The organism is Neobacillus nitrireducens (assembly GCF_030915405.1).
GTDB lineage: Bacteria > Bacillota > Bacilli > Bacillales > Cytobacillaceae > Neobacillus.
Window position 1 is genome coordinate 3,518,938 of the sequence record NZ_CP133262.1, and the last position, 22,249, is coordinate 3,541,186.

Here is a 22,249-nt window from a genome sequence, read left to right on the forward strand (position 1 = left end):
AGTGAAGTCTAAACTAATGAATATAGGTATTATCCTGCTTTCTCTGACAATGGTATTTGCCCTATTTTTATATTATAGCCATTCAATAGAGAAGGATGATATTTTAAAAAGTAATAATATGAAGCAAGAAGTCAGAGAAAACACAGTAGAAAAGGAAGATCAGGTAAAAAGAGATTCCGAGGCGCGGGTGGATGTAAAAGAGGAGAAGAGTGCCTCAGAAGAAAATCATGAGAAGGCAGCAACAAAAGGAGTTCAGGGGAATGTGGTCCCTAAGAGTTCGCTTGCCTCTGAAGTATCCCATAATCATGAGAAAAAAGTTGAAATCCAAAAGGAATTTCTAGTGGTGATTGATCCGGGCCATCAGGATCGAGCTAATACTGCTCCGGAATCAGTCAGCCCTGGTGCTAAAGAGACGAAGATGAAGGTTACTGGCGGAACTTCAGGGGTTTCCACTGGGAAACCAGAGTATAAGTTAACCTTGGAAGCATCCCTCATTTTAGGTCAATTACTTGAAAGTAGAGGGGTAAAGGTTATCTTCACTAGAACGACGAACAATGTCAATATCAGTAACAAAGAAAGAGCGGAGATCGCAAACCAAAATAACGCTGATTTATTTATACGTATTCACGCGGATGGAGCAACCAATAGAAATGTCCATGGTCTATCCGTTCTCACTCCGGCGGAGAACAGCCCGTACACGAAGGAGATTTTCGATGATAGTTTAAAAGCTTCCGAATTTATCATTGATGAAACGAAGAATAATGCATCCGTTAAAGTCAACGGGATTTCTTACAGAGGCGATATGTCTGGTTTCAACTGGTCCAAAGTCCCTTGCACATTGGTGGAACTTGGATTTATGACCAACCCAACGGAAGATAAGAATCTTTCTAATCCAGCATATCTAAAGAACTTGCTTACCAATATAGTAGATGGTGTTATGCAATATGCTAGTTACCAAGAGAAGGAGGAATAGTAGGAGTTTTTAACAATACAAATTCTCTGTTCCTATCGCTGGTTATTTTTCTAACGATGAAGAAGTCATACAAAAATCGGTAACACAAAACTTCGTCTAAGAATAGTTTGTAAAGGTAGTAAATTAGAGGAGGTTATTTTTTTGCAGCCATATATGTATCAAAATCCCATGAATGCTGAAAGAGATCCGATGGATTTCCATAAAAAGTGTAAGCAACATTTATATCAATTTGTTCAAGTAGAATTAAATGATGGCTCGGTTTACCAAGGCATACTTCATAGCTATGACAGGGATAAAATGTTTATTCTTATGCCAAAGACGGAGCATTCTCAACTGCCAACGCACACAATGGATGCAGGCAGCGAAAGCAGCGAAAGTCGACAGTTTTTCCCTTTCTTTGGACCATTTGGGTTATTTGGGTTCCCTTTCTTTGGGATAAGAAGATTCGGGCCGTTTTTCCCATTCTTTTTTTAAAAAAATTGATACAAAAAAGGCTTGTAGTGGATATGTACCTACAGGCCTTTTCTATGTGCGGACAGCAAACATCCAGTCTGGTGGACACGAACTTCATACAAGATTAGGTATCATTGGATAAGTAAGTTCTTAAACTCGTTATGAACCCATAAGTAATTAGCCTTACTTTATATAATATTTTCATTCGTTGATTCTTACATAATCAATTAAGCCGGTTCCTGTGTGAACGCCCAAAATTAAAGTCATCCATAGGGGATAGGATAAAAACTATATATATTTAACTCCATGATTGTCCATTTCTTATGATGCTGGTTTAACATATTTTATATTAAATTCAAAACCTACGTTGAATGGGAGGATCTTATGTCTAACCAAATTAATATTTTCAACCTGCACGTCAACGGGATGGCACAAAATGCAAGCGTTAATATAGGAAGAACCTTACACAATAGCCATACGGCAAACTTAAAATTATTTGGTGCTAATTTTTCAATGGGAGAATTTTCACCTGCAAATTCCCACCTTATTCAGGTTGTTCAAGATTCCGATACAAGTGATCAAGGTCAAAGTGAAAATCCATCTTCATCAGACAAAAGTCAATGACGGTTCATTTTACAGCCGGTGATCAATAGTATATTCAACTCCGCCAATTTTAGCTCTGTTGCTTATCTCCATCCTTTTTCTAAAGGGGTGGTTTTTGTCATTTATATGGTATGGTCCTCCGAAAACAAAGATCAGGCCATTTACTAAGAAAAGCTACAAGAATATAGAACTCAAATATTGGAATATTATAATTCTATAATACTCTTTCGGAATGGACTGTCATTTCTTATAATGAGGTAGAGGGAATGAATGCGTTGACAAGGATATGAATAAAAGCGTTTGAGTACTTAAGTAAAGGGGGGAGAAGATGTTCAATTTAGCTCCATTGATGCTTGAGAAGGTTGGAATTATCGTCATTGTTGCTTTTTTGCTTTCGCAGATGCGATCTTTTCGCCAAGTTATTCAAAACAAGCACAGTCCAAATGAGAAAGTTTTGCTGATTTTACTTTTTGGTACCTTTGGCATTATTAGTAATTATACGGGAATTGAAGTCTATCATCATACAATTGGAAGGCCTGAGTGGCTTTCTGAAATAAACCAGGAGAGTGCACTAGCAAATACAAGAGTCATGGGGATTGTGATTGGAGGTTTATTGGGGGGACCAGCTGTTGGGATTGGTGCCGGGCTCATTGCAGGAATCCATCGTTATACCCTTGGAGGCTTCACTGCCCTTTCATGTGCCCTTTCTACCATTCTAGCTGGGATCGTGGCTGGATACTTTGGGAAAAAACGAAAACAAAAGGGGAAACAAATTTCGCCCAGCTTTGCGGTCAGCATTGGAATGGCTTTAGAAACGGTTCAGATGTTAATCATTCTTGTTGCTGCAAAACCATTTAACGATGCTTGGGAACTCGTTCAACTCATTAGCTTGCCGATGATTTTCGGAAATGGTTTAGGAACCTTGCTGTTCATGCTCATTATTCAGATCATTAAGCGTGACGAAGAACGTACCCGTGCGAATCAAACCAATCAAGCCTTTCTTATTGCGGATCAAACCTTACCTTTCTTTCGTCAAGGCCTAAACATCCATTCATGCAAGGAAATTTCCGAAATTATGTTAAAACTGACGGATGCAGATGCAGTTTCCATCACAAGTGACCAACAAGTTTTAGCCCATGTCGGTGTGGCTTCTGATCATCACATTCCCATGTCAAAACCTGAGACCGGGTTGACGAGAAAAGTGCTTTTAGACGGAAAGATTGCGATGGCAAAATCGAAGGAGGAAATCTCCTGTATTCATAGTCAATGTCCATTAGAAGCAGCGATTGTTCTGCCATTAAAGGTAAAAAATAAAATTTTTGGTACCCTAAAAATGTACTATACGGAGCCAGATAAACTGGATAAGGTACAGCAGGAATTAGCGGAAGGGCTGGCCAATCTATTTTCAACACAGTTGGAGCTTGCTGAGGCAGAAAGACAGACGAAGCTATTAAAGGATGCTGAAATTAAAGCCTTACAAGCGCAGATTCATCCGCACTTTTTATTTAATAGTATGAATACCATTTCAGCCCTTTGCCGGACAGATGCAGATAAAGCCCGTAAATTATTATTGGAGCTTAGCTCATTTTTTCGTGGTAACCTTCAAGGAGCCAGGCAGATGCTCATCCCTCTGGAAAAGGAATTAGCAAATGTTAGGGCCTATTTATCATTAGAACAGACACGTTTTCCTAACAAATACCATATAGATTTTCAAATAGAGCCAGAGCTCGAAAAGGTACTGATTCCTCCGTTTATCATGCAGCCTTTAGTTGAAAATGCTATTCACTATGGTTTTCCTCGCAGTAAATCTCAAGGGCGAATTACGATATCCATTTTTTCAAAAAATAATTATTTGCAAATTATTGTAGCTGATAATGGAAAAGGAATATCCGATGACCAGCTTGAATTGCTCGGTAAGCAGGTGGTCCATTCAAAAAAAGGAAATGGTACAGCGATATTTAATATAAGTGAACGTCTAAAAGGAATTTACAATGGTCAAGCCAGCTTAACTTTAAAAAGTAAAGTGGATCATGGTGCGATCATTACCATTACCATTCCGCTGGATAGTAAAGGAGTGTTTGATCAAGATGTTGAAGGCCTATATATTGGATGATGAACCATTAGCGAGAGATGAATTAAAATACCTGCTTATTCGCAGTGAGCAAGTGGAAATCCTAGGGGAAGGTGATTGTATCGAGGATGCCGTCGCTGATATTACAGAGCTAAAACCAGATCTTGTTTTCTTGGATATTGAATTAGCTGAAGATAATGGCTTGAACTTAGCAAGGCAATTAGCAACCCTAGGGGAGACGCCTGCTATTGTCTTCGCTACCGCCTATGATGAGTATGCTTTAGAGGCATTTGAATTAGATGCCGTCGATTATATTTTAAAACCCTTTGATGAAGAACGTATTCAAAAAACCTTGGAAAAAATCAAGAAAATGAAAAATATTGGAAATAAAAATATCCTGACGGAATCCTCTATAAAGCACAACCGTAATGGGAAAATAGCAGTTCTTGCGGATGAACGGATTATTTTACTAACGGTGGCAGACATCCTTTATTTAGAGGCTAGTGAAGGTAAGTGCAACATCATAACAAACAATCAAGCATACAAAGTGGCTGATGCCCTCGTTGTTTTAGAGAAAAAGTTAAATAAGGCAAAATTTATACGTGTTCATCGAAGTTTTATCGTCAACTTAGATCATATTGTTGAAATAGAACCATGGTTTAATTCTACCTATAATTTACAAATGATGGATGGCTCCAAAGTTCCGGTTAGCCGCACCTATGTAAAGGAATTAAAACAGTTGCTAGGTTTTTGAATATTTTGCATTTCATTTATTCATTTTTGCATTTCACCCTTCGATTTGTGCATTCTATCCTGAAAATGAAGTAAATACGCTTTCATTTTGTAAAATAGATGACGTAGAACAAAAGTGGAGGGGGAATAGATAATAATGAATGCGATTACAATTGTTATTGCTTCAATATGTATTCTTTTAATAGTTTATCGATTATATGGTACTTTCATGGCAGCAAAGGTTTTAAAGCTTAATGATTCAAAACCAACTCCTGCTCAGAAATTTGAGGATGGACGAGACTATGTCCCAACGAATAAGTGGGTCGTATTTGGTCACCATTTTGCAGCGATTGCAGCAGCAGGTCCATTAGTGGGCCCGATTCTTGCCGCACAATTTGGTTATTTACCAGGATTAATTTGGCTTTTGATAGGTGCCGTTATTGGTGGGGCCGTTCACGATACGGTCGTTCTGTTTGCATCGATGCGTAGAGATGGAAAATCTTTATCAGAAGTAGCGAAGGAAGAACTTGGACCTGTGGCAGGATTTTGTACAGGCTTAGCGATGTTATTCATTATCACGATTACGATGGCAGGCTTGTCCATGGTTGTTCTTGGCGCACTTGAAAGAAACCCATGGGGAACATTTGCGGTTGGAATCACGATTCCGATTGCTATGGGTGTTGGATTATATCATAAAAAGACTGGAAACTTAAAACTTGCAACAACCGTTGGCTTCCTATTAATTATGGCGGCCATCATCTTAGGACCAAGTATTCAAGGGACATGGTTTGGCGATATGTTAACCCTTGAAAAAAGCACATTAGCACTTATTCTTCCAATCTATGCTTTTTTTGCAGCGGCATTACCTGTTTGGTTATTGCTGGCACCACGCGATTATTTAAGTACGTTTATGAAAATTGGTGTATTTGCTGCGTTAATTATCGGGGTATTCATTGTAAATCCAGAAGTTCAATTCCCGGCATTTACCGAATTCCTTAATGGCGGGGGTCCTGTTGTAGCGGGTCCAGTTTGGCCATTTATTTCGATTACCATTGCTTGTGGAGCCATTTCCGGTTTTCACGCCTTCGTAGGCTCTGGTACAACACCGAAGATGATTAATCGTTGGAGCGATGTGAAAGGTGTTGCCTTTGGCGCAATGCTTGTTGAATGTTTAGTAGCCATTATGGCATTAATTGCCGCTGTATCATTACAACCCGGCGATTATTTCGCGATCAATTCAACACCAGAGAAATTTGCCGCGCTCGGAATGGAAACGGTACATCTAGATGAACTTAGTAAAGAAGTTGGAATGGACCTTGAAGGAAGAACCGGTGGAGCTGTTACACTTGCAGTTGGGATGACATACATTTTCGCTGCTGTTCCGTTTTTTGCAAAATTAGCTTCCTATTTCTATCAATTTGTTATTCTATTTGAGGCAGTATTTATTTTAACGGCGATTGACTCAGGAACGAGGGTTGCTCGTTACCTTATTCAAGATTTCTTAGGTGACTTCATTAAACCGTTAAAACGGACAGATTCACTTGGAGCCAATATTTTTGCTAGTGCGTTAGCCTGCTTTATTTGGGGATATCTGCTATTCTCGGGTGATATTAGCTCCGTTTGGGCGCTATTCGGTGTATCCAACCAATTGATGGCGTCGATCGGTCTCATCATTGGTGCGACAGTCGTGCTCAAGATCGCAGAAAAACGTTGGTATATGCTGACCTGCCTCGTCCCGCTTGCCTACTTGTTTGTAACGGTCATGGTAGCAGGATATTGGATGGTGAAAAACGTTTACTTCAATGCAGCTAACCCTGGTTATAACGTCTTAAATGGTATTCTTTCCATTGTCATGCTGATCCTTGGTATTGTCATCATGGTTACTTCCATTGCTAAATGGATTAAGCTATGGAAAATTCCACAAAATGTCTTGGTGGAACAATCTGAAAAAGAAGTTGCTTAAAAAGGAAGCACCCATTCACTTGAATGGGTGCTGTTTTTTTTAAAAGAATCCTTATTGAAGCTTTGCAGAAATAGATTTTAATAGACTAAAACCAGATAATTTGAGCGTGAGTTTTTCCTTGCCTCTAATACTCTTTTGTACATAAATGGAGACATCATCAATAATAAATTCATGAAAGCTCGTTATTTTTTTCGGCTTCCCAGGAACGGCTACCAGATCCTGGACTCCAGGAGCACAGCAAGCTCTTACTTCCATTGTTTTTACGGTTAGCTCATTACCTTTCAATGCAATCCATTCTTTAGCTCCTGAATCGATTTCAATCTTCACCGTTCGTCCACCCCTTCTATTCATCCTATTATCTCAAAAAATACCAGCGCCTGTCGATCACGGTGCCTGTCACGCTCTGAACTTTGTCGAAGATTGATAGGCTTTTAGATAGATATAAAATGGTAGAATGAAATTACAGCTGAATATTGTTGGGGGTGGTTGGTTGTTACACTCTTTTGACTTAATGTTTCATATTAACAATTTAGGGGCTTTAAAAAATTTCCGTTTCAGTGTTGTAAACGAGTGGATTTTCGGACAGCCATCAAGGTTAAACACCCGATTTGAAAAATAGACGGAAAAATTCCGCTTAATTTGTAATTATCATTAAAAAAAGCTTAAATAGACGGAGAATTTCCGCCTATTAACTCGAAAAACATGAAAATCATAGATTTTGTTTTGCATTAGCGGAAAATCTCCGCTTATTCACCTCGAAACAAGCTCCATTTTGCATTTAGCCGGAAAATCTCCGCTTATTTTACTTTCGCTGGTTTCCCAAATTTCCATACACTGTCACGCGACAAGAAGAAATATGATATTGAAAACAGATCATTGGCCGGCAAACTACTTTGTGATATTTTTTAAAGCATAGGAAGCAAGCTGGACTCGATTTTCTAGATTCAGTTTTTCCAAAAGGTTTTTCATATGGTTCTTTACGGTATTCTCAGAAATAAACAATTGTTCGGCCATTTGTTTGTTTGTTAACCCTTTTGAAACTAAGAGAAGTATTTCTTTTTCACGAGGTGTTAAAGAACTGATGGATGGAGCGTTTTGTAAATCTCGTTCCCTAAATTGATAGAGAAGTTTTCCTGCCAGATCTTTGGCAGCTGTATTAGACCCCTCAACAATCGAGCGTAAGTATTGCAGCCAATCATCTGGATCCATATTTTTCAGTAAATACCCTTGTGCTCCATACTGAATAGCCGTAAATAAATCCTCGATATGATCGGAGACGCTTAAAATGATCACCTTTATATAGGGGAATTTCCCCTTGATTATTTTCGTTGCCTCCAATCCGTTCAAAAGGGGCATATTAATATCTATTAATAATATATCTGGCAGCAGTTTCTCACAGAACTCAATCGCTTCCTTTCCATTCGTTGCCTGCCCCACAATAGAAAATAGAGAATCGCCCTCCAACATTTCGATGATGGCAAGGCGTGCATGAGGATGATCATCTGCAATTAATATCCGGTAATTTTCCATTATTGTTTCCTGACTCCTTTGATGCTTATTTTGCTGCCAAGATTCTTTTCAGAGGAAATATCGATGGCAGCCCCTAATTTGGATACGGTCTCTTTCATCATAAGAAGTCCGTATTTGTTTGCCGAAATTTCATTTTCCGAAAATCCTTTTCCATTGTCCTCGATGATTAGCTTCCATTCATTTGGACGGGTTTCGAATAGAAGGGATGCTTTTTTTGCATCGGAATGCTTTCTTATATTTGTGAATGCTTCCTGAATCAAACTAAACAGCTGAACTTCTTCCGCGGGAGTAAAATAGTTTTCATTTATAGTAATTGAAAGTATTAAATCTATGCCAGAAACCGTATTCCAATCATCCAGCCAATTCTCTATTCTTTTTGATAAAGTAACATGTTCGGTTGGGCTGGTCCGTAAATTGTAAATGGCTTGTCTTAGGTTCGAATCAATGGAATTGACTAAACCCTGTGCATCATCAAGCTTTCCTTTTTTTAAGTTAACTTTTAATAAAAATAAGGTTTGGGCAATGTTGTCGTGTAATTCCTTTGCCAGCCTTTCCCGTTCTTCGTATATGACACGTATTTCTCGTTCTGAAGAGATACGATGGTTTTGTTCTTTAATCGTCTTAAACATCCAGTTGGAAAAAGCGAAGGAAACGATAAAGGTTAAAATGATAATAAAATAATTTCCTGTTTCCATGGACATGCCTCGAAGGAAAGGGCCGCTGTGCCGCAAAAACTCAAATCCACCAATCAGAATGGTGGGTATTAAAATCGTAATCCATTTAAGATCTCTGTAAGACATTGATGATTCACCTAAAATCCCTGAGTTTTTATATTCTAATAGTACCATGAAGGCAATATTTTAAAATATGATTTTCTGTCAAAAATCTGTCACATTTTTCAAAGGAACTAGCCCTTATGGGTCATAGGTAGTTTACCCCGTCTAAGGTAAATTGATATTATCAAGTTTAATATAGGGGGAACGACAACATGAAGGTTTTAAAACTGTTCATACCAAGCTTTTTAGGATTATTTTTATTTGCAAGTGTAGCAAGTGCCCACGTTTCGGTAGTGCCTAAACAATCTACAACAGGTGCGTGGGAGACGTATACAGTTAAGGTTCCAGTTGAAAAGGATGTGCCGACAACAAAGGTTACGATTAAAGCGCCGGCAGGATTGGAAATCAAATCCTATCAGCCCGTTCCAGGATGGAAATATTCTGATGAAAAAGATGCGAAGGGTCTTGTCAAATCATTTACCTTTGAAGCGACAGGGGAAGGAATTTTGTCAGGTCAGTTCCAACAGTTTACTTTTGTAGGAAAGAATCCGGACAATGCAACAAAAGCAGCCTGGGATGCATTTCAATATTACAAAGATGGTAGTATTGTAGAGTGGACAGGTGATGAAGGTTCCGAATCTCCACATTCCATCACGGATATTATAGCAGGCTCAACAGAAGACCATCATGATGCGAAGAATACGAACCAAGAAACTCAAAAGACCGATAAAGTAGAAACAAAGACGGAAAAGACAGGAGACTCTCTTCCCTTAATCTTATCAGGGCTTGCAGTTTTGTTTTCCTTAGTAGCGATTGTCCGTACTTTTCGTAAAAAGTAAAAAATAGACACAAAGTGCAGTAGGCCTAATAGTTTGTATGTATTAGGCTTGCTACTCTTTCGTTTTATAGCGAAGAAAGTTGACCCTCCTATTGGATTTGTGGGTCTCTTCATCTTTTTGCCCCGGCGGGATATTGCCGTTTTTGCTGCTATCCTCCAGCAGCATCTACAAGAAGCGATTAACATAAAATCAGAATATGATTTGACGGTCTGTGGTGGAGGGTATGGCAATTTTAAGTCTTCTTAACGGAAATAGAAATGATAAGAATAGGTTAAGCATCCGATCTTATTAATAGTCGGAAAAATTCCGCCTATTTAGTAATTATCATTAAAAATAGCTTAAATAGACGGATAAATTCCGCCTATTAACTCGAAAAATATGAAAATGATAGATTTTGCTTTGCATAAGCGGAAAATTTCCGCTTATTCACCCCCGAAACGAGCTCCATTCTGCATTTAACCGGAAAAATTCCGCTTATTGACTTTCGCTCTGGTTCCCCAATGCTTATTTAAATGGAAGTGAGACGGGTTTTTTAGATCAGAACCATGAAGGTCCAAGGTCAAATTTGCCTAGGTCAGGTCTGTTAGGGTTAGAAATGCTCAAGATCCTAATCCAGATGACATTATCCCTAAAGAAACCAATGATTTCATTTCGGATTTCTATCGGGAATGAAACTGCCATTATAGGGAATAAGCAAAACCCAGAATCATTAGCTAATGTTAAAAAAAAAAGCCTTTCCTCCGTGTGAATTGATATTTGTTCAATTAATTAACCTGCCTGTTACTCCTAAAACATAACTTTTAATAACACGGAAGATTGAAATGTGTGTAGGTCTACCTCTAGTCTCCGCTTTGCTCTCATAAGGTTGGAGAGGCCAGGGCCTAATGAGTCTTCTTAATGTCCATAGAAATTGACAAATTATAGAATTCTATTAAACTAAAGATAGTTTCATCCTCTAATTCTTCTCTATTTGCTACTTCGTAAGTCTTTATTTGACTATAACTTTCTTCAATTGCTACCACATTTTTTTACTCACTTCGTAATTTTAAAAATCCGTCCGAAGTTCAAATGAATAAATAATGGAGATGATTCATTCATTGCATCGAGTATGTATGCTATAAAAAGGGTGTTGTAAAAGACATGACCATTGGATAGGAGGAGGAATTCTATGGGATATGAAGAAGAATATCAGGCCTTTATGAATGCTCACCTGCAGGCTAGAACTGGTGAACGGCTGCGGCGCTTACAAGAAGGTCACGACCAGGCTGAAAGGTTATTTTTGAAGCAAGTGTGGTGGCCCTCATTCAATCATTTCCGGTATCTTCATCCGGAATATGAAGTCAATGATTTTAGGGATGGCAAAAGGTATTTGGATTTTGCTTATATTCGTCCCGCCATCCGGATTTGCTTTGAGGTTGATGGGTATGGCCCACACCTAAATAACATAAGCAGATGGCAATTTTCTGACAACCTGGAACGTCAAAACCAGTTAGTGATTGATGGATGGACCGTGATCCGCTTTTCTTATGACCAAGTTAAAGAGAAGCCTCGTCGATGTCAACAGATTGTTCAGCAAGTAATTGGCCGATGGCTGGGTGATGAACTGGACCAGACCTCTTTGTCCTTTGGCGAAAAGGAAGTGCTGCGGCAAGCGATTCAAAAAGGAGAAGCCATATCCCCTAACGAAATCGAGAGGAATTTAAAGCTAAGTGACAAGACGGTAAAAAAGGTACTTTCTCAACTAGTCGAAAAAAAAATGCTGATTCCCGCATCTGGGACCAAAAGGATCCGCGCTTATCGGTTGGGTGATCAGGTCAAGCACCCGATTTGAAAAATAGACGGAAAAATTCCGCTTAATTTGTAATTATCATAAAAAATAGCCTAAATAGACGGAAAAGTTCCGCCTATTAACTCGAAAAATATGAAAATGATAGATTTTGCTTTGAATAAGCGGAAAATTTCCGCTTATTCACCCCGAAATGAGCTCCATTTTGCATTTAGCCGGAAAAATTCCGCTTATTTTACTTTCGCTGGGTTCTTGAATTTCGGTGCAGGTCACACCCTGATATTTGTCGAAGATTGATAGGATATAAGGTGGATTTTAAGTGGTAGAATGGAGTTGCAGCTTAATATTGTTGGGGTGGCTGGTTATTACGCTTCTTTCCGTTTCGGAAAGGAGGTGATGTTCATGGAAACATTTCTTGAAATTCTTCGAGAAGTTCTGAAGGGAGTTATGCGTGAATGGAGCGCTTATGTCTTTCGGGAAAACGTTCTAGAAAACAAGAAAACCACCCCGTGCCGTTGGAGGGAGGGCACTAAAAAAGTCCCTTTAAACAGAAATGCAGAATCTCTCACATTTAGTGAGGGCTTGTGCATTTTTTCATTGATTAGGAAATTATAAAATTACTTGTGGTGGATAACTTGAAATAGTTTTCTGAATCCAGCTCCAGCACCCAACTGCTAGTGGGCTTCGCTCTCCGCCCTACGATAAGTCAAGCACGAATGCGCTAACGCTCTCCGTGTTTCCTTTATCTCAGTTGGAGCGCTCCAGCCCATACGCAGCTAAACGGGCGCTTGCGCCTTTTGTTCTTTATAATTAAGTTATTAATATACGCGGGTGGTTTACATAGGATTGATTCCTATTTATCAAGGCTTGCAGCGATTCTAATCAAACGTTTGATTGAAAGGGAAATAGGAAGAAAATAAAATGGTCGAGGTTTGTCATTTCATCAAAGATCAATTGGTCATGCTGGAGATAATATGGAGTTCCGGTACTAGGTAGAGTAAATAGATTTAAATGATTTTCCATGGTTAATTTAATTTTGAACATTTTTTGAAAACGCTTGAAAGATATCTTCATACGAGCTATTATAAAAACAAGCAAAATGTTCACGTTAACATTATCAAAGAAACAAAATGAACAGCTAGTTTATAAGGCGATATTTAGTAGTAAAATTTTTTTCGAAATTTATGTTAACGTTAACAAAACAATTTGCCTTTAAAATATTAGGAAGATGGTGAACGGATGCGAGACTTCATGGATGAGAATTTTCTTTTAAAAAATGAAACTGCAGTTCAGTTGTATCATGATTATGCAAAGCAAATGCCGATTATTGACTACCATTGCCATTTAAGTCCAAAGGAAATTTATGAAAATAAAACCTTCAAAAATATTACGGAAATATGGCTGTATGGTGATCATTACAAATGGCGTTTAATGAGAAGCAATGGGATTGAGGAAAAGTTTATTTCTGGCAGTGCAAGTGATTATGAAAAATTCATGGCTTGGGCAAAAACAGTTCCGATGACAATGGGTAATCCGTTATATAATTGGACTCACCTGGAATTACAAAGGTTCTTTGGGATTTTTGATTTACTCGATGAAGAAAGCGCTCCCCAAATTTGGGAGAAGGTGAATGCTTTATTAAACAGCGAGGGCTTTGGAGCAAGAGATTTTATTACAAAATCGAATGTAAAAGTAGTGTGCACAACAGATGATCCGACGGATAGCCTTGAATATCACCTTAAATTGAAAGAAGAAAATGACTTTGATGTGAAGGTTTTACCAAGTTTTAGACCTGATAAAGGTTTAGAAATTAATCGGGACACTTTCGGGGAATGGGTCGAAACGCTCCAAACCGTCTCAAGTATTTCAATTGAATCGTATGATGATTTTTTGAAGGCGCTTGAATCAAGAGTTAGATTCTTTGATTCAGTGGGCTGCCGAGTTTCCGACCATGCGATTGATCAAATGATGTACGCGGATACAACAAAAGAAGAAGCTGCTGACATTTTCAATCAAGCCTTAAAGGGCAATAAAGTCTCGATCGAAGATGAAAAGAAATATAAAACATTCACTCTTGCGTTTTTAGGCCAACTTTATCAAGAGTTAGGCTGGGCGATGCAAATGCACATTAATGCGTTGCGAAATAACAATAGCAGAATGTTTGAAGCCATGGGTCCGGATACTGGCTGGGATTCGATCAATGATGAAGGAATTGCCAAGCCATTATCTAAATTACTAAACTTGATTGAACAGGAAAGTGGACTTCCTAAGACCATTATCTATTCATTAAATCCTAACGATAATCATACGATTGCCTCTATGATTGGTAATTTCCAAGGCGGCGGAATCCCTGGGAAAATTCAATTCGGAACAGCTTGGTGGTTTAATGATAATAAGGATGGAATGCTGGAACAAATGAAATCACTATCCAATATGGGACTTTTCAGCCGTTTCATTGGGATGCTGACGGATTCAAGAAGTTTCCTTTCTTACACAAGACATGAATATTTTAGAAGAGTAGCCATTTCCCTGATTGCTGAATGGGTTGAAAATGGGGAAGTTCCCAATAACATTGAGTTTTTAGGCAAGATGGTTCAAGGCATTTGTTATGAAAATGCAAAGGAATACTTTGGTTTTGACTTATAAAAAAAAGAACCACCTATTTTGCTAGGATTATTGGCGAATAATGCTAGCAAGGTGGAACTCTAAAAAAACTTATCAAAAAAATTATATCAAACATTAACTGATTATTTCAAGTATCCTAATAGACACCTAACATAATAGAATAAAAATACACCATTGCTTAGGGTGTTTTGTAAGCGACTTCATGTTTCCTTTTAGTGAAATTTAATGATTCAAGTGCAGGTCCTTATTATAAAAAGGTGGTGTATTTATGCCAAATAATGTAGCAAAAAAATTAGATGTAGATACGATTGATTCCGATTCAGGTTCTAATAAAATTACCACAAAAGAGAAAGTCAGTTATGGGTTTGGTGATTTTGGAAATGGCTTCATGTTTGACTTGGGCCAGTCTTATTTAATGCATTTTTATACTGACGTTGCTGGGATTAGTGCCGCAGCGGCAGCGGGAGTTTTCTCGATTACGAAGATTTTTGATGCCTTTATGGATCCGTTGGCAGGATCATTTATTGACGCAAGGACACCCGGTAAGCGCGGTAAATTCCGCCCAGTCATGATGCTGGCCTCTATTTTGCTAGCCGTTATGACGGTCGTTACCTTTACCATGCCTGACCTGTCAATGGGCGGGAAAATTGCATGGGCGTATGGTACCTATATGGCATGGGGTTTAATCTATTCGTTTACTAATGTTCCTTATGGTTCCTTGGCTTCCGTTATGACGAGGGATGTCGGTGAACGGTCGATTATGGCATCGACACGGCAGGCAGGTTCGATTGGTGCCCAGTTGGTTACGGGCGTTGCCTTTGTTCCGCTTTTAATGCTTTTCCCTAATCAAAAAATTGGGTACCCGGTAACGGCTGCAATTATGGCGTTGATCGGTGTGGTCGGGTTCTGGATTTGCTATAAAAATACAAAAGAACATATTAAAGCTGAAAATGCCAAAAACAAAGAAAAACAGTCAGTCAAAGATTATTTCCGTGTTATCTTTACCAACCGTCCATTGTGGTGCTTAATCTTAATGACCTTATTTACGATTTCAGCAATGAATACAAATAACGCCATGATGATTTATTTCAGCCAATATAATCTTGGTAACGTTGGTTTACAGCCAATTATTAACTTCATTCAAATGGGTAGTTCAGTTGCAGGTATTACGTTAATTCCATTTTTAGTACGCCGTTACGGCAAAAAGAGAACAGCTATGGCTGGTTTGCTCATCGGTGTCGTTGCCGATGGTTTAAACTTTATCATTCCGACAAATATTTACTCATTTATCGTGTTAGTATCGATTGGTTATGCAGCTTTAGCAATTTCAAATGGTGTGACATGGGCTTTTGTTTCAGATACGATCGATTATGGACATTGGCATACTGGTGTTCGTAAAGAAGGCGTTACTTATGCAGCATTCAACTTTTCTCGCAAAATTGCCCAGTCACTTGCTGCGCTAGTTTCTGCCGGTGTTCTTGTTGCAACTGGCTATGTGGCAAATGCTCACCAAACTGCAGGTACACTACTTGGCATTAAGGGGACAATGACCCTTTATCCAGCAGTTGCCCTACTAATTGCGGCTGTCATTCTCGGCTTGCTATACAACTTGTCCGATGATAAATTCAAGAGCATTGCCAACGATTTAAATAATGGCCGTTGGGAAAAAGGAACTTTCTAAAAGGTAATTAAGAATTATATAATGAAAAGACGAGGGGATTCTTTCCAGTCTTCCGTCTTTTAGAATTAGGAGCTTAGGCGGCTATTAAGGTATCCTTAATAGGAACTCGAGGTAAAGTTAAAGCGGAATTTAAGTAAAGGGTGAAAAAACGTGGTTACGATTAAAGACATAGCAAAATTAGCAAATGTATCCCATACGACTGTATCCCGGGCATTAAATGACAGTCCGCTTATCAAGCCAGGGACGAAAAGAAAGATACAAGAAATAGCTGCCCAGCTAAACTATACACCTAACTTTAATGCCAAAAGTCTTGTCATGCAAAAGTCTTATACGATTGGTCTTTTCTTTACAAGTATTTCAAATGGTACATCACCCAGTTTCTTTGCAGATACTGTAAAAGGTGTAAATAGTGTGATCAATGAAGATTACAATTTGTTTGTAAGAGGTATTGATGATTATCAAGACTTTTCATCGATTCACCATAGACGGTTCGATGGGATTATTCTCATGAGCCAAAGTGAAGTAGATAATGCCTTTATCTATCACGTACTTCATCAAAAAATACCGATGGTCGTCATTAATAGGGAGATCAACGACCGGTCACTGATTAACATTTTATCGAACGACCGGGAAGGTTCGTGCCATGCGGTAAAGTATCTCATCCAAAAGGGTCACAAGGATATTGCCATCATTGAAGGGATTAAAGGGTTTAAATCATCCTTGGAGCGGAGAGAAGGCTATTTAAAAGCATTGATTGATCAGGAAATTCCTATTCGCACCGAATATATTGTCAATGGAAATTATGATATGGAAAGTGGATATAAGGCGATGGAGAAATTGTTGTCCTTAAAAAACCCACCAACAGCCGTTTTTTGTTCCAATGATGATATGGCAGTAGGAGCTCTAAATGCTGTATTTGCCAAGGGATTAACTGTACCTGGTGACATATCGGTCATAGGTTTTGATGATATTCAATCGGCACAATATACGAATCCTTCGTTAACAACGGTCAAAAAGCCGATTGAAAAAATCAGCAGGCTCGGTGCAGAAAAGATCTTAGCAGCAGTTGAAAATCAAGAGATTAATGGTGAAAAGACTTTTGTTGAAACAGAGTTAATTGTACGAAAGTCGGTATCACCATAAAAGTAATCATTTTCCCGTTTATAAGTAAAAACTTTGTAGACGGGTTTCATTTTAAAAGAAAATGTTCACGTGTGCATAAATAATGAGGAGGAATAATCATGCAAAAGCTTAATAAGAAACAAGTCGAAGGTCATAAAAACTATCCAGAAAAAGTTCTGCAATTTGGTGAAGGGAATTTTTTACGGGCATTCGTTGATTGGCAAATCGATGTTTTAAATAAAACCACGGACTTTAATGGCAGTGTGGTCGTGGTTCAGCCGCTTGGCAGCGGGATGGTTAAAATGCTAAATGAACAGGATGGATTGTATACCCTTTATTTACAAGGAATGAAGGATGGAAAGGCTGTTAAAGAGCATACCTTAATTGATGCGGTCAGCAGAGGCTTGGATTTGTTCACTCAATATGATCAATTTGTGGAACTGGCGAAAAATCCGGAACTTCGCTTTATTTTCTCCAATACAACCGAAGCTGGAATTGCTTATGACGAAACAGACCGCTTAGAAGATCAGCCGCAAAAAAGCTACCCTGGAAAACTAACAGCCTTCCTTTATCACCGTTTCCAAGTGTTTCAGGGGGATGCGAAGAAGGGATTTATCATTATTCCTTGTGAATTAATTGACCGTAACGGTGAAAAATTGAAAAAGATTGTTCTCCAATACGCTGCACAATGGAACCTTGGCGAGGAATTTGTCCAATGGCTTAATGAAGCAAACACCTTCTGCTGCAGCCTTGTCGACAGGATTGTCCCAGGTTTCCCGAGGGATACCATTGGTGAAATGACAGAAGAGCTTGGCTACAAAGATGATCTGGTTGTCGTCGGCGAACAATTCCATTTATGGGTGATTGAAGGTCCACAATGGATTAAAGAGGAGTTCCCAACCCATTTAGCCGGTTTAAATACCTTGTTTGTCGATGACTTAACACCGTATCGAACAAGAAAAGTGCGTATTTTAAATGGTGCTCATACAGCCATGACTCCCGTGTCTTATTTATATGGATTAGATACAGTAGCCGAAGCAGTTGACCACCCGGTCGTGGGACCATTTATTAAAGAACTTATATTTGATGAAATCATACCAACATTGGATCTTCCGGTTGAGGAATTAAACTATTTTGCTCATGCTGTTCTTGAAAGATTTATGAATCCATTTATCAACCATTTCTTGATGAGCATTTCACTAAATTCGATGTCTAAATACAAAACACGAGATCTGCCATCGTTAGTGGAGTTCATTAATCGAAAAAAAGAATTACCAGAAAAACTTGTCTTCTCCCTTGCAGCACTCATTTCTTTCTATAAAGGAAAAAGAGGGGCAGAAGATATTCAATTGTCAGATGACAAGGAGATTCTTGACTTGTTCCGTGAACAATGGGGAGCATTTGACGGAACTGTTGAAAGCGTAAGAGCCCTTGTCAGCACGATTTTAGGATACGAAAAGAATTGGGAAATGGACTTAAATGCATTTCCAGGACTAACCGATGCGGTCACCAATTATCTTTTTGAAATTGAAACAAAAGGCATGCAAATGGCAGTAGAAGCTGTATTAAAGGAGAAAGTGCAAAACTAAGGGGGAAACATCATGTTAGAAATTATCCGGATCAATGAAAATGATAATGTTGTGGTCGCTTTACAGGATTTAGCTAAAGGCAGGTCCATTCAAGTAAATGATCGTGAAATCGTCGTCAAGGAAGATGTCAAGAGGGGCCATAAGATCGCCATAAAGGAAATCAAGAATGAGGAACATGTCATCAAGTACGGTTATCCCATTGGGCACGCCATAAAGCCCATTGATGTTGGAGAGCCCGTTCACACACAAAATACGAAAACTAATCTTGAGGGGATTCAAGAGTACCAATTCAATCAGAAGCTCACGAATAACCCCTATCATCATAAGAATTTGTTCTTTAAAGGCTTTAAACGGAAAAACGGTCATGCAGGTATCCGCAACGAGCTATGGATTGTGCCGACCGTTGGTTGTGTAAATGGTGTAGCGGAAACGATCATTAAGCGTTTTGAAAAAGAAGTAGGCGATATCAGCCCGTTTGAAAATGTACTTGTCCTTAAGCATAACTACGGATGTTCTCAGCTCGGTGATGACCATGAAAATACAAGAAGTATTTTACGGGATACCGTTGTTCATCCCAATGCTGGCGGTGTACTGGTTCTCGGACTTGGCTGTGAGAATAATAATTTATACGAATTTAAAGAGAGCCTTGGAGAATATGATGAAGACCGCGTGAAGTTCCTCGTTTCGCAGGAGGTTTCTAATGAAATTGAGGAAGGTGTGAAGTTATTAAAGGAAATCTATGAAAATGCTAAAAATGATAAGCGTGAAGACGTCCCATTATCCGAATTGAAAATTGGGTTGAAATGCGGGGGATCGGATGGGCTTTCAGGTATTACAGCCAATCCACTGCTTGGGAAGCTGTCAGACTTCCTTGTAGCCCAAGGAGGAACAACCGTTTTAACCGAGGTACCTGAAATGTTTGGTGCTGAAACCATTCTCATGGAACGGGCAGCAAATGAGGAGGTATTCGCTAAAACCGTCGAATTAATCAATGAATTTAAGCAATATTTTATCGCAAATAACCAGCCAGTCTATGAAAACCCTTCACCAGGAAACAAAGCAGGAGGCATCACGACACTAGAGGATAAATCGCTTGGCTGTACACAAAAAGCAGGGACTTCCACTGTAGTGGACGTACTCAAATATGGGGAAAGACTGAAGCATAACGGTTTGAACCTATTGAGTGCTCCCGGGAATGATCTTGTGGCATCCTCAGCATTGGCATCGGCAGGCTGTCAATTAGTCCTGTTTACAACCGGCAGGGGTACGCCGTTTGGCACCTATGTTCCAACAATGAAGGTATCAACCAATACACCGCTATCTGAAATGAAGCCTCATTGGATCGACTACAATGCTGGAGTATTGCTTGAGCAGCCAGCGGAAGCAGTATTAGAGGATTTTGTTGATTATATCATTACAGTAGCAAGTGGCGAGCTTGTAAACAATGAAAAAAATGACTTTAGAGAGATTGCTATTTTTAAAACAGGGGTAACCTTATAAATCTAATAACTTGGGCTCTTTTATCGAATGAGGGCCCAATTCTGGAGGCGCATGATGGTGGAAAAGGGCTTAGTTTCATTATTAGAAGAGGAAAAAATGGTGGCAATTATTCGCGGAATTCCAACTGGGAGCGGGGAGCAGACAGCAAAGGCATTACTAGCTGGGGGGATTTCCTTTTTAGAAGTCACGTTAAATACTGACGGTGCTCTCCCTATGATTAACGAATTAAAAGGAAAATTTGGCGATCAATTAAGAATTGGCGCAGGTACGGTTTTAAATTTACAGATGGCCAAGGAGGCGGTTCAGGCAGGTGCGGAGTATATTGTTTCTCCTAACCTTGACGAAGAAGTTTTAACATATGGACTTGGACAGGGCGTAGAGGTATGGCCGGGTACGTTGACACCAACCGAGATCGTTAGGGCCTATGCTCTCGGGGCTAGCGCTGTAAAGGTTTTTCCAATCGGTTCTATGGGAATGAAATACATTAAAGATATACGTGGACCACTTCCGCATATTCCTATGATGGTAACAGGCGGAGTAAACCTGGATAATATGAAAGAAGTTCTGGGCTATGGAGCGATTGCAGTAGGTCTTGGCGGAAATCTTGTCAACAATCGTTTGATTCAAAAAGGTGATTTCGAACAAATTACACAAATGGCCTCTGCCTATACCAAACTTGCCAAAGAGGTTGAGGCATATGCAACCAAATAACAGAGCGGATGTTGTAACGATTGGTGAAAGCATGGTTCTGTTTCAGCCGATGGGTGATAAGGGCATTAAGTATGAACCTCTTTTTACAAAGTCATTAGCTGGAGCAGAATCCAATGTGGCCATAGGATTAACGCGTTTAGGCAAAAAGGTGAGGTGGATTAGCAAACTAGGGAAAGATTCGTTTGGTGATTTTATCCTGTCCACTCTTGCTGGAGAAGGCGTGGATGTATCGAATGCGATTCGTGATGAGCGATTCCCAACGGCTGTTTATTTTAAGGAAACAAAAAGCTTTGGTGACCCAGACGTATCCTATTATCGAAAAAATTCAGCTGCCAGTCATATGAAACCATCCGATGTATGTATGGAATGGATGGAAGGTGCAAGACATCTCCATGTTACTGGAATTACACCTGCATTGAGTGAAAATGCCGCTGCAATGATTCGGAAAACCATGGAATTGGCGAAAGAAATGGGATTAACTATTTCTTTCGACCCTAACCTAAGAAGAAAGCTTTGGAGTGAGGAGGAGGCAAGAAGGTTTCTGCTCTCTCTTATCCCATTATGTGATGTGTTTCTTCCAGGAGTGGAAGAAGCGCAGTTCCCTCTCGGGTATCAATCGATTGAAGATTACGGGAAAATGTTCCTTGAAATGGGACCGAAAATTGTTGCTTTAAAGCTCGGGGAAGAGGGTTCTATTGGTTTTATCGAGGGGAATACGGTTAAAGCGGCACCGCATGTTGTGAAAAATGTTATTGACACAGTTGGTGCTGGGGATGCCTTTGCAGCAGGATTTCTCTCGGTCTTTCTAGATGAACAAGCTGCCATGACATCGTCATCCTTAAACAAGGCTTTAAATCGAGCGAATATCTTTGGAGCTTTAGCCACACAATTTAGGGGAGATTGGGAAGGTATACCAACGTTGGACGAGCTAAATGCCTTAGTCGTAGGAAAGGCAGAAGTAAAGAGATAAATAGGTCATGAAGTTTGGGGTGCAGCTCATAATTGGAGAGTTTCTTTTTAAATAAGATGTCTTGTCTTTAATTGAGTAACCAGCAAAAGTAAAATAAGCGGAGAATTTCCGGTAAAATGTAGAATAGATCTCGGTTCGGGGGATATAAGCGGAGGTTTTCCGACTATGCCAAGCAAAATCTCTTATTTTCGCATTTTTCGAGTCAATAGGCGGAATCTCTCCGTCTATTTAAGCCTTCTTTATTAATAATTACTAATTAAGCGGAATTTTTCCGTCTATTTATCATATGGACCATGGGGACGGTTCTGGCGGTACTAAGAAGAAC

19 protein-coding genes and 1 pseudogene are annotated in these 22,249 nt (G+C 39.3%); 16 read left to right on the plus strand and 4 right to left on the minus strand.

All coding sequences use genetic code 11. The features are described from left to right. The first annotated feature begins 16 nt into the window (after nucleotides 1-16). The 6 genes from RCG22_RS17040 (at nucleotide 17) to RCG22_RS17065 (ending at nucleotide 6,795) form a co-directional block, all read left to right on the plus strand. Nucleotides 17-973 carry an N-acetylmuramoyl-L-alanine amidase family protein gene (locus RCG22_RS17040; protein ID WP_308103896.1) on the plus strand — a complete coding sequence of 319 codons (957 nt, stop codon included), beginning with the start codon at nucleotides 17-19 and terminating at the stop codon, nucleotides 971-973. A gap of 153 nt (nucleotides 974-1,126) precedes the next feature. Then, entirely contained in the window at nucleotides 1,127-1,447 is a 321-nt protein-coding gene (locus tag RCG22_RS17045) for a hypothetical protein (RefSeq protein ID WP_308103897.1), read from the plus strand. Between the two features lie 363 nt (nucleotides 1,448-1,810). Further along, nucleotides 1,811-2,050: a spore germination protein gene (locus RCG22_RS17050; RefSeq protein WP_308103898.1), complete on the plus strand. Its 240-nt coding sequence runs from the start codon at nucleotides 1,811-1,813 to the stop codon at nucleotides 2,048-2,050. Between the two features lie 307 nt (nucleotides 2,051-2,357). Continuing rightward, nucleotides 2,358-4,142: a LytS/YhcK type 5TM receptor domain-containing protein gene (locus RCG22_RS17055; RefSeq protein ID WP_308103899.1), complete on the plus strand. Its 1,785-nt coding sequence runs from the start codon at nucleotides 2,358-2,360 to the stop codon at nucleotides 4,140-4,142. Continuing rightward, nucleotides 4,117-4,854, plus strand: a complete 738-nt coding sequence (locus RCG22_RS17060; RefSeq protein ID WP_308103900.1) for a LytR/AlgR family response regulator transcription factor — start codon at nucleotides 4,117-4,119, stop codon at nucleotides 4,852-4,854. Before RCG22_RS17055 ends, RCG22_RS17060 begins: the two co-directional genes overlap by 26 nt. A gap of 135 nt (nucleotides 4,855-4,989) precedes the next feature. Further along, nucleotides 4,990-6,795 carry a carbon starvation CstA family protein gene (locus RCG22_RS17065; RefSeq protein WP_308103901.1) on the plus strand — a complete coding sequence of 602 codons (1,806 nt, stop codon included), beginning with the start codon at nucleotides 4,990-4,992 and terminating at the stop codon, nucleotides 6,793-6,795. Between the two features lie 51 nt (nucleotides 6,796-6,846). Here the strand turns inward: RCG22_RS17065 and RCG22_RS17070 are convergent, their stop codons facing one another. The 3 genes from RCG22_RS17070 to RCG22_RS17080 all read right to left on the minus strand — a co-directional run bounded on the left by RCG22_RS17070 (nucleotide 6,847) and on the right by RCG22_RS17080 (nucleotide 9,125). Then, entirely contained in the window at nucleotides 6,847-7,122 is a 276-nt protein-coding gene (locus RCG22_RS17070) for a CC/Se motif family (seleno)protein (RefSeq protein ID WP_308103902.1), read from the minus strand. 561 nt (nucleotides 7,123-7,683) lie between these two features. Beyond that, nucleotides 7,684-8,325 (minus strand): response regulator, encoded by a 642-nt coding sequence (locus tag RCG22_RS17075; RefSeq protein ID WP_308103903.1) that lies wholly within the window; start codon nucleotides 8,323-8,325, stop codon nucleotides 7,684-7,686. Beyond that, the gene (locus RCG22_RS17080; RefSeq protein ID WP_308103904.1) at nucleotides 8,325-9,125 is read right to left on the minus strand and encodes a sensor histidine kinase; all 801 of its coding nucleotides are present in this window, start codon (nucleotides 9,123-9,125) and stop codon (nucleotides 8,325-8,327) included. The genes RCG22_RS17075 and RCG22_RS17080 overlap by 1 nt, the downstream gene beginning before the upstream one ends. A 188-nt stretch (nucleotides 9,126-9,313) precedes the next feature. Here RCG22_RS17080 and RCG22_RS17085 point away from each other — a divergent pair, with 188 nt between their 5' ends. The 3 genes and pseudogenes from RCG22_RS17085 (at nucleotide 9,314) to RCG22_RS17090 (ending at nucleotide 11,771) form a co-directional block, all read left to right on the plus strand. Further along, nucleotides 9,314-9,940, plus strand: a complete 627-nt coding sequence (locus tag RCG22_RS17085) for a YcnI family copper-binding membrane protein (protein ID WP_308103905.1) — start codon at nucleotides 9,314-9,316, stop codon at nucleotides 9,938-9,940. 27 nt (nucleotides 9,941-9,967) lie between these two features. Continuing rightward, nucleotides 9,968-10,186 (plus strand): annotated as a pseudogene (locus RCG22_RS25450) (DUF2975 domain-containing protein); the annotation flags it as partial. Between the two features lie 922 nt (nucleotides 10,187-11,108). After that, on the plus strand, nucleotides 11,109-11,771 hold the full coding sequence (locus tag RCG22_RS17090; RefSeq protein ID WP_308103906.1) for a DNA-binding response regulator: 663 nt from the start codon (nucleotides 11,109-11,111) through the stop codon (nucleotides 11,769-11,771). A gap of 837 nt (nucleotides 11,772-12,608) precedes the next feature. Here RCG22_RS17090 and RCG22_RS17095 read toward each other — a convergent pair. Then, on the minus strand, nucleotides 12,609-12,770 hold the full coding sequence (locus tag RCG22_RS17095) for a hypothetical protein (RefSeq protein ID WP_308103907.1): 162 nt from the start codon (nucleotides 12,768-12,770) through the stop codon (nucleotides 12,609-12,611). Nucleotides 12,771-12,965: 195 nt separating this feature from the next. Here RCG22_RS17095 and uxaC point away from each other — a divergent pair, with 195 nt between their 5' ends. From uxaC to RCG22_RS17130, 7 genes are all read left to right on the plus strand, one after another. Next, nucleotides 12,966-14,372: a glucuronate isomerase gene (uxaC, locus tag RCG22_RS17100; protein WP_308103908.1), complete on the plus strand. Its 1,407-nt coding sequence runs from the start codon at nucleotides 12,966-12,968 to the stop codon at nucleotides 14,370-14,372. 247 nt (nucleotides 14,373-14,619) lie between these two features. Continuing rightward, entirely contained in the window at nucleotides 14,620-16,032 is a 1,413-nt protein-coding gene (locus tag RCG22_RS17105) for a glycoside-pentoside-hexuronide (GPH):cation symporter (protein WP_308103909.1), read from the plus strand. A 150-nt stretch (nucleotides 16,033-16,182) separates the two neighbouring features. Continuing rightward, entirely contained in the window at nucleotides 16,183-17,175 is a 993-nt protein-coding gene (locus RCG22_RS17110; protein ID WP_308103910.1) for a LacI family DNA-binding transcriptional regulator, read from the plus strand. Between the two features lie 98 nt (nucleotides 17,176-17,273). Beyond that, nucleotides 17,274-18,743, plus strand: coding sequence for a tagaturonate reductase (locus RCG22_RS17115; RefSeq protein ID WP_308103911.1), 1,470 nt, complete (start codon nucleotides 17,274-17,276; stop codon nucleotides 18,741-18,743). Nucleotides 18,744-18,755: 12 nt separating this feature from the next. Then, nucleotides 18,756-20,243 carry a UxaA family hydrolase gene (locus tag RCG22_RS17120; RefSeq protein ID WP_308103912.1) on the plus strand — a complete coding sequence of 496 codons (1,488 nt, stop codon included), beginning with the start codon at nucleotides 18,756-18,758 and terminating at the stop codon, nucleotides 20,241-20,243. A 57-nt stretch (nucleotides 20,244-20,300) separates the two neighbouring features. Then, the gene (locus RCG22_RS17125) at nucleotides 20,301-20,954 is read left to right on the plus strand and encodes a bifunctional 4-hydroxy-2-oxoglutarate aldolase/2-dehydro-3-deoxy-phosphogluconate aldolase (protein ID WP_308103913.1); all 654 of its coding nucleotides are present in this window, start codon (nucleotides 20,301-20,303) and stop codon (nucleotides 20,952-20,954) included. Beyond that, on the plus strand, nucleotides 20,941-21,924 hold the full coding sequence (locus RCG22_RS17130; RefSeq protein ID WP_308103914.1) for a sugar kinase: 984 nt from the start codon (nucleotides 20,941-20,943) through the stop codon (nucleotides 21,922-21,924). The genes RCG22_RS17125 and RCG22_RS17130 overlap by 14 nt, the downstream gene beginning before the upstream one ends. Nucleotides 21,925-22,249 lie beyond the last annotated feature (325 nt).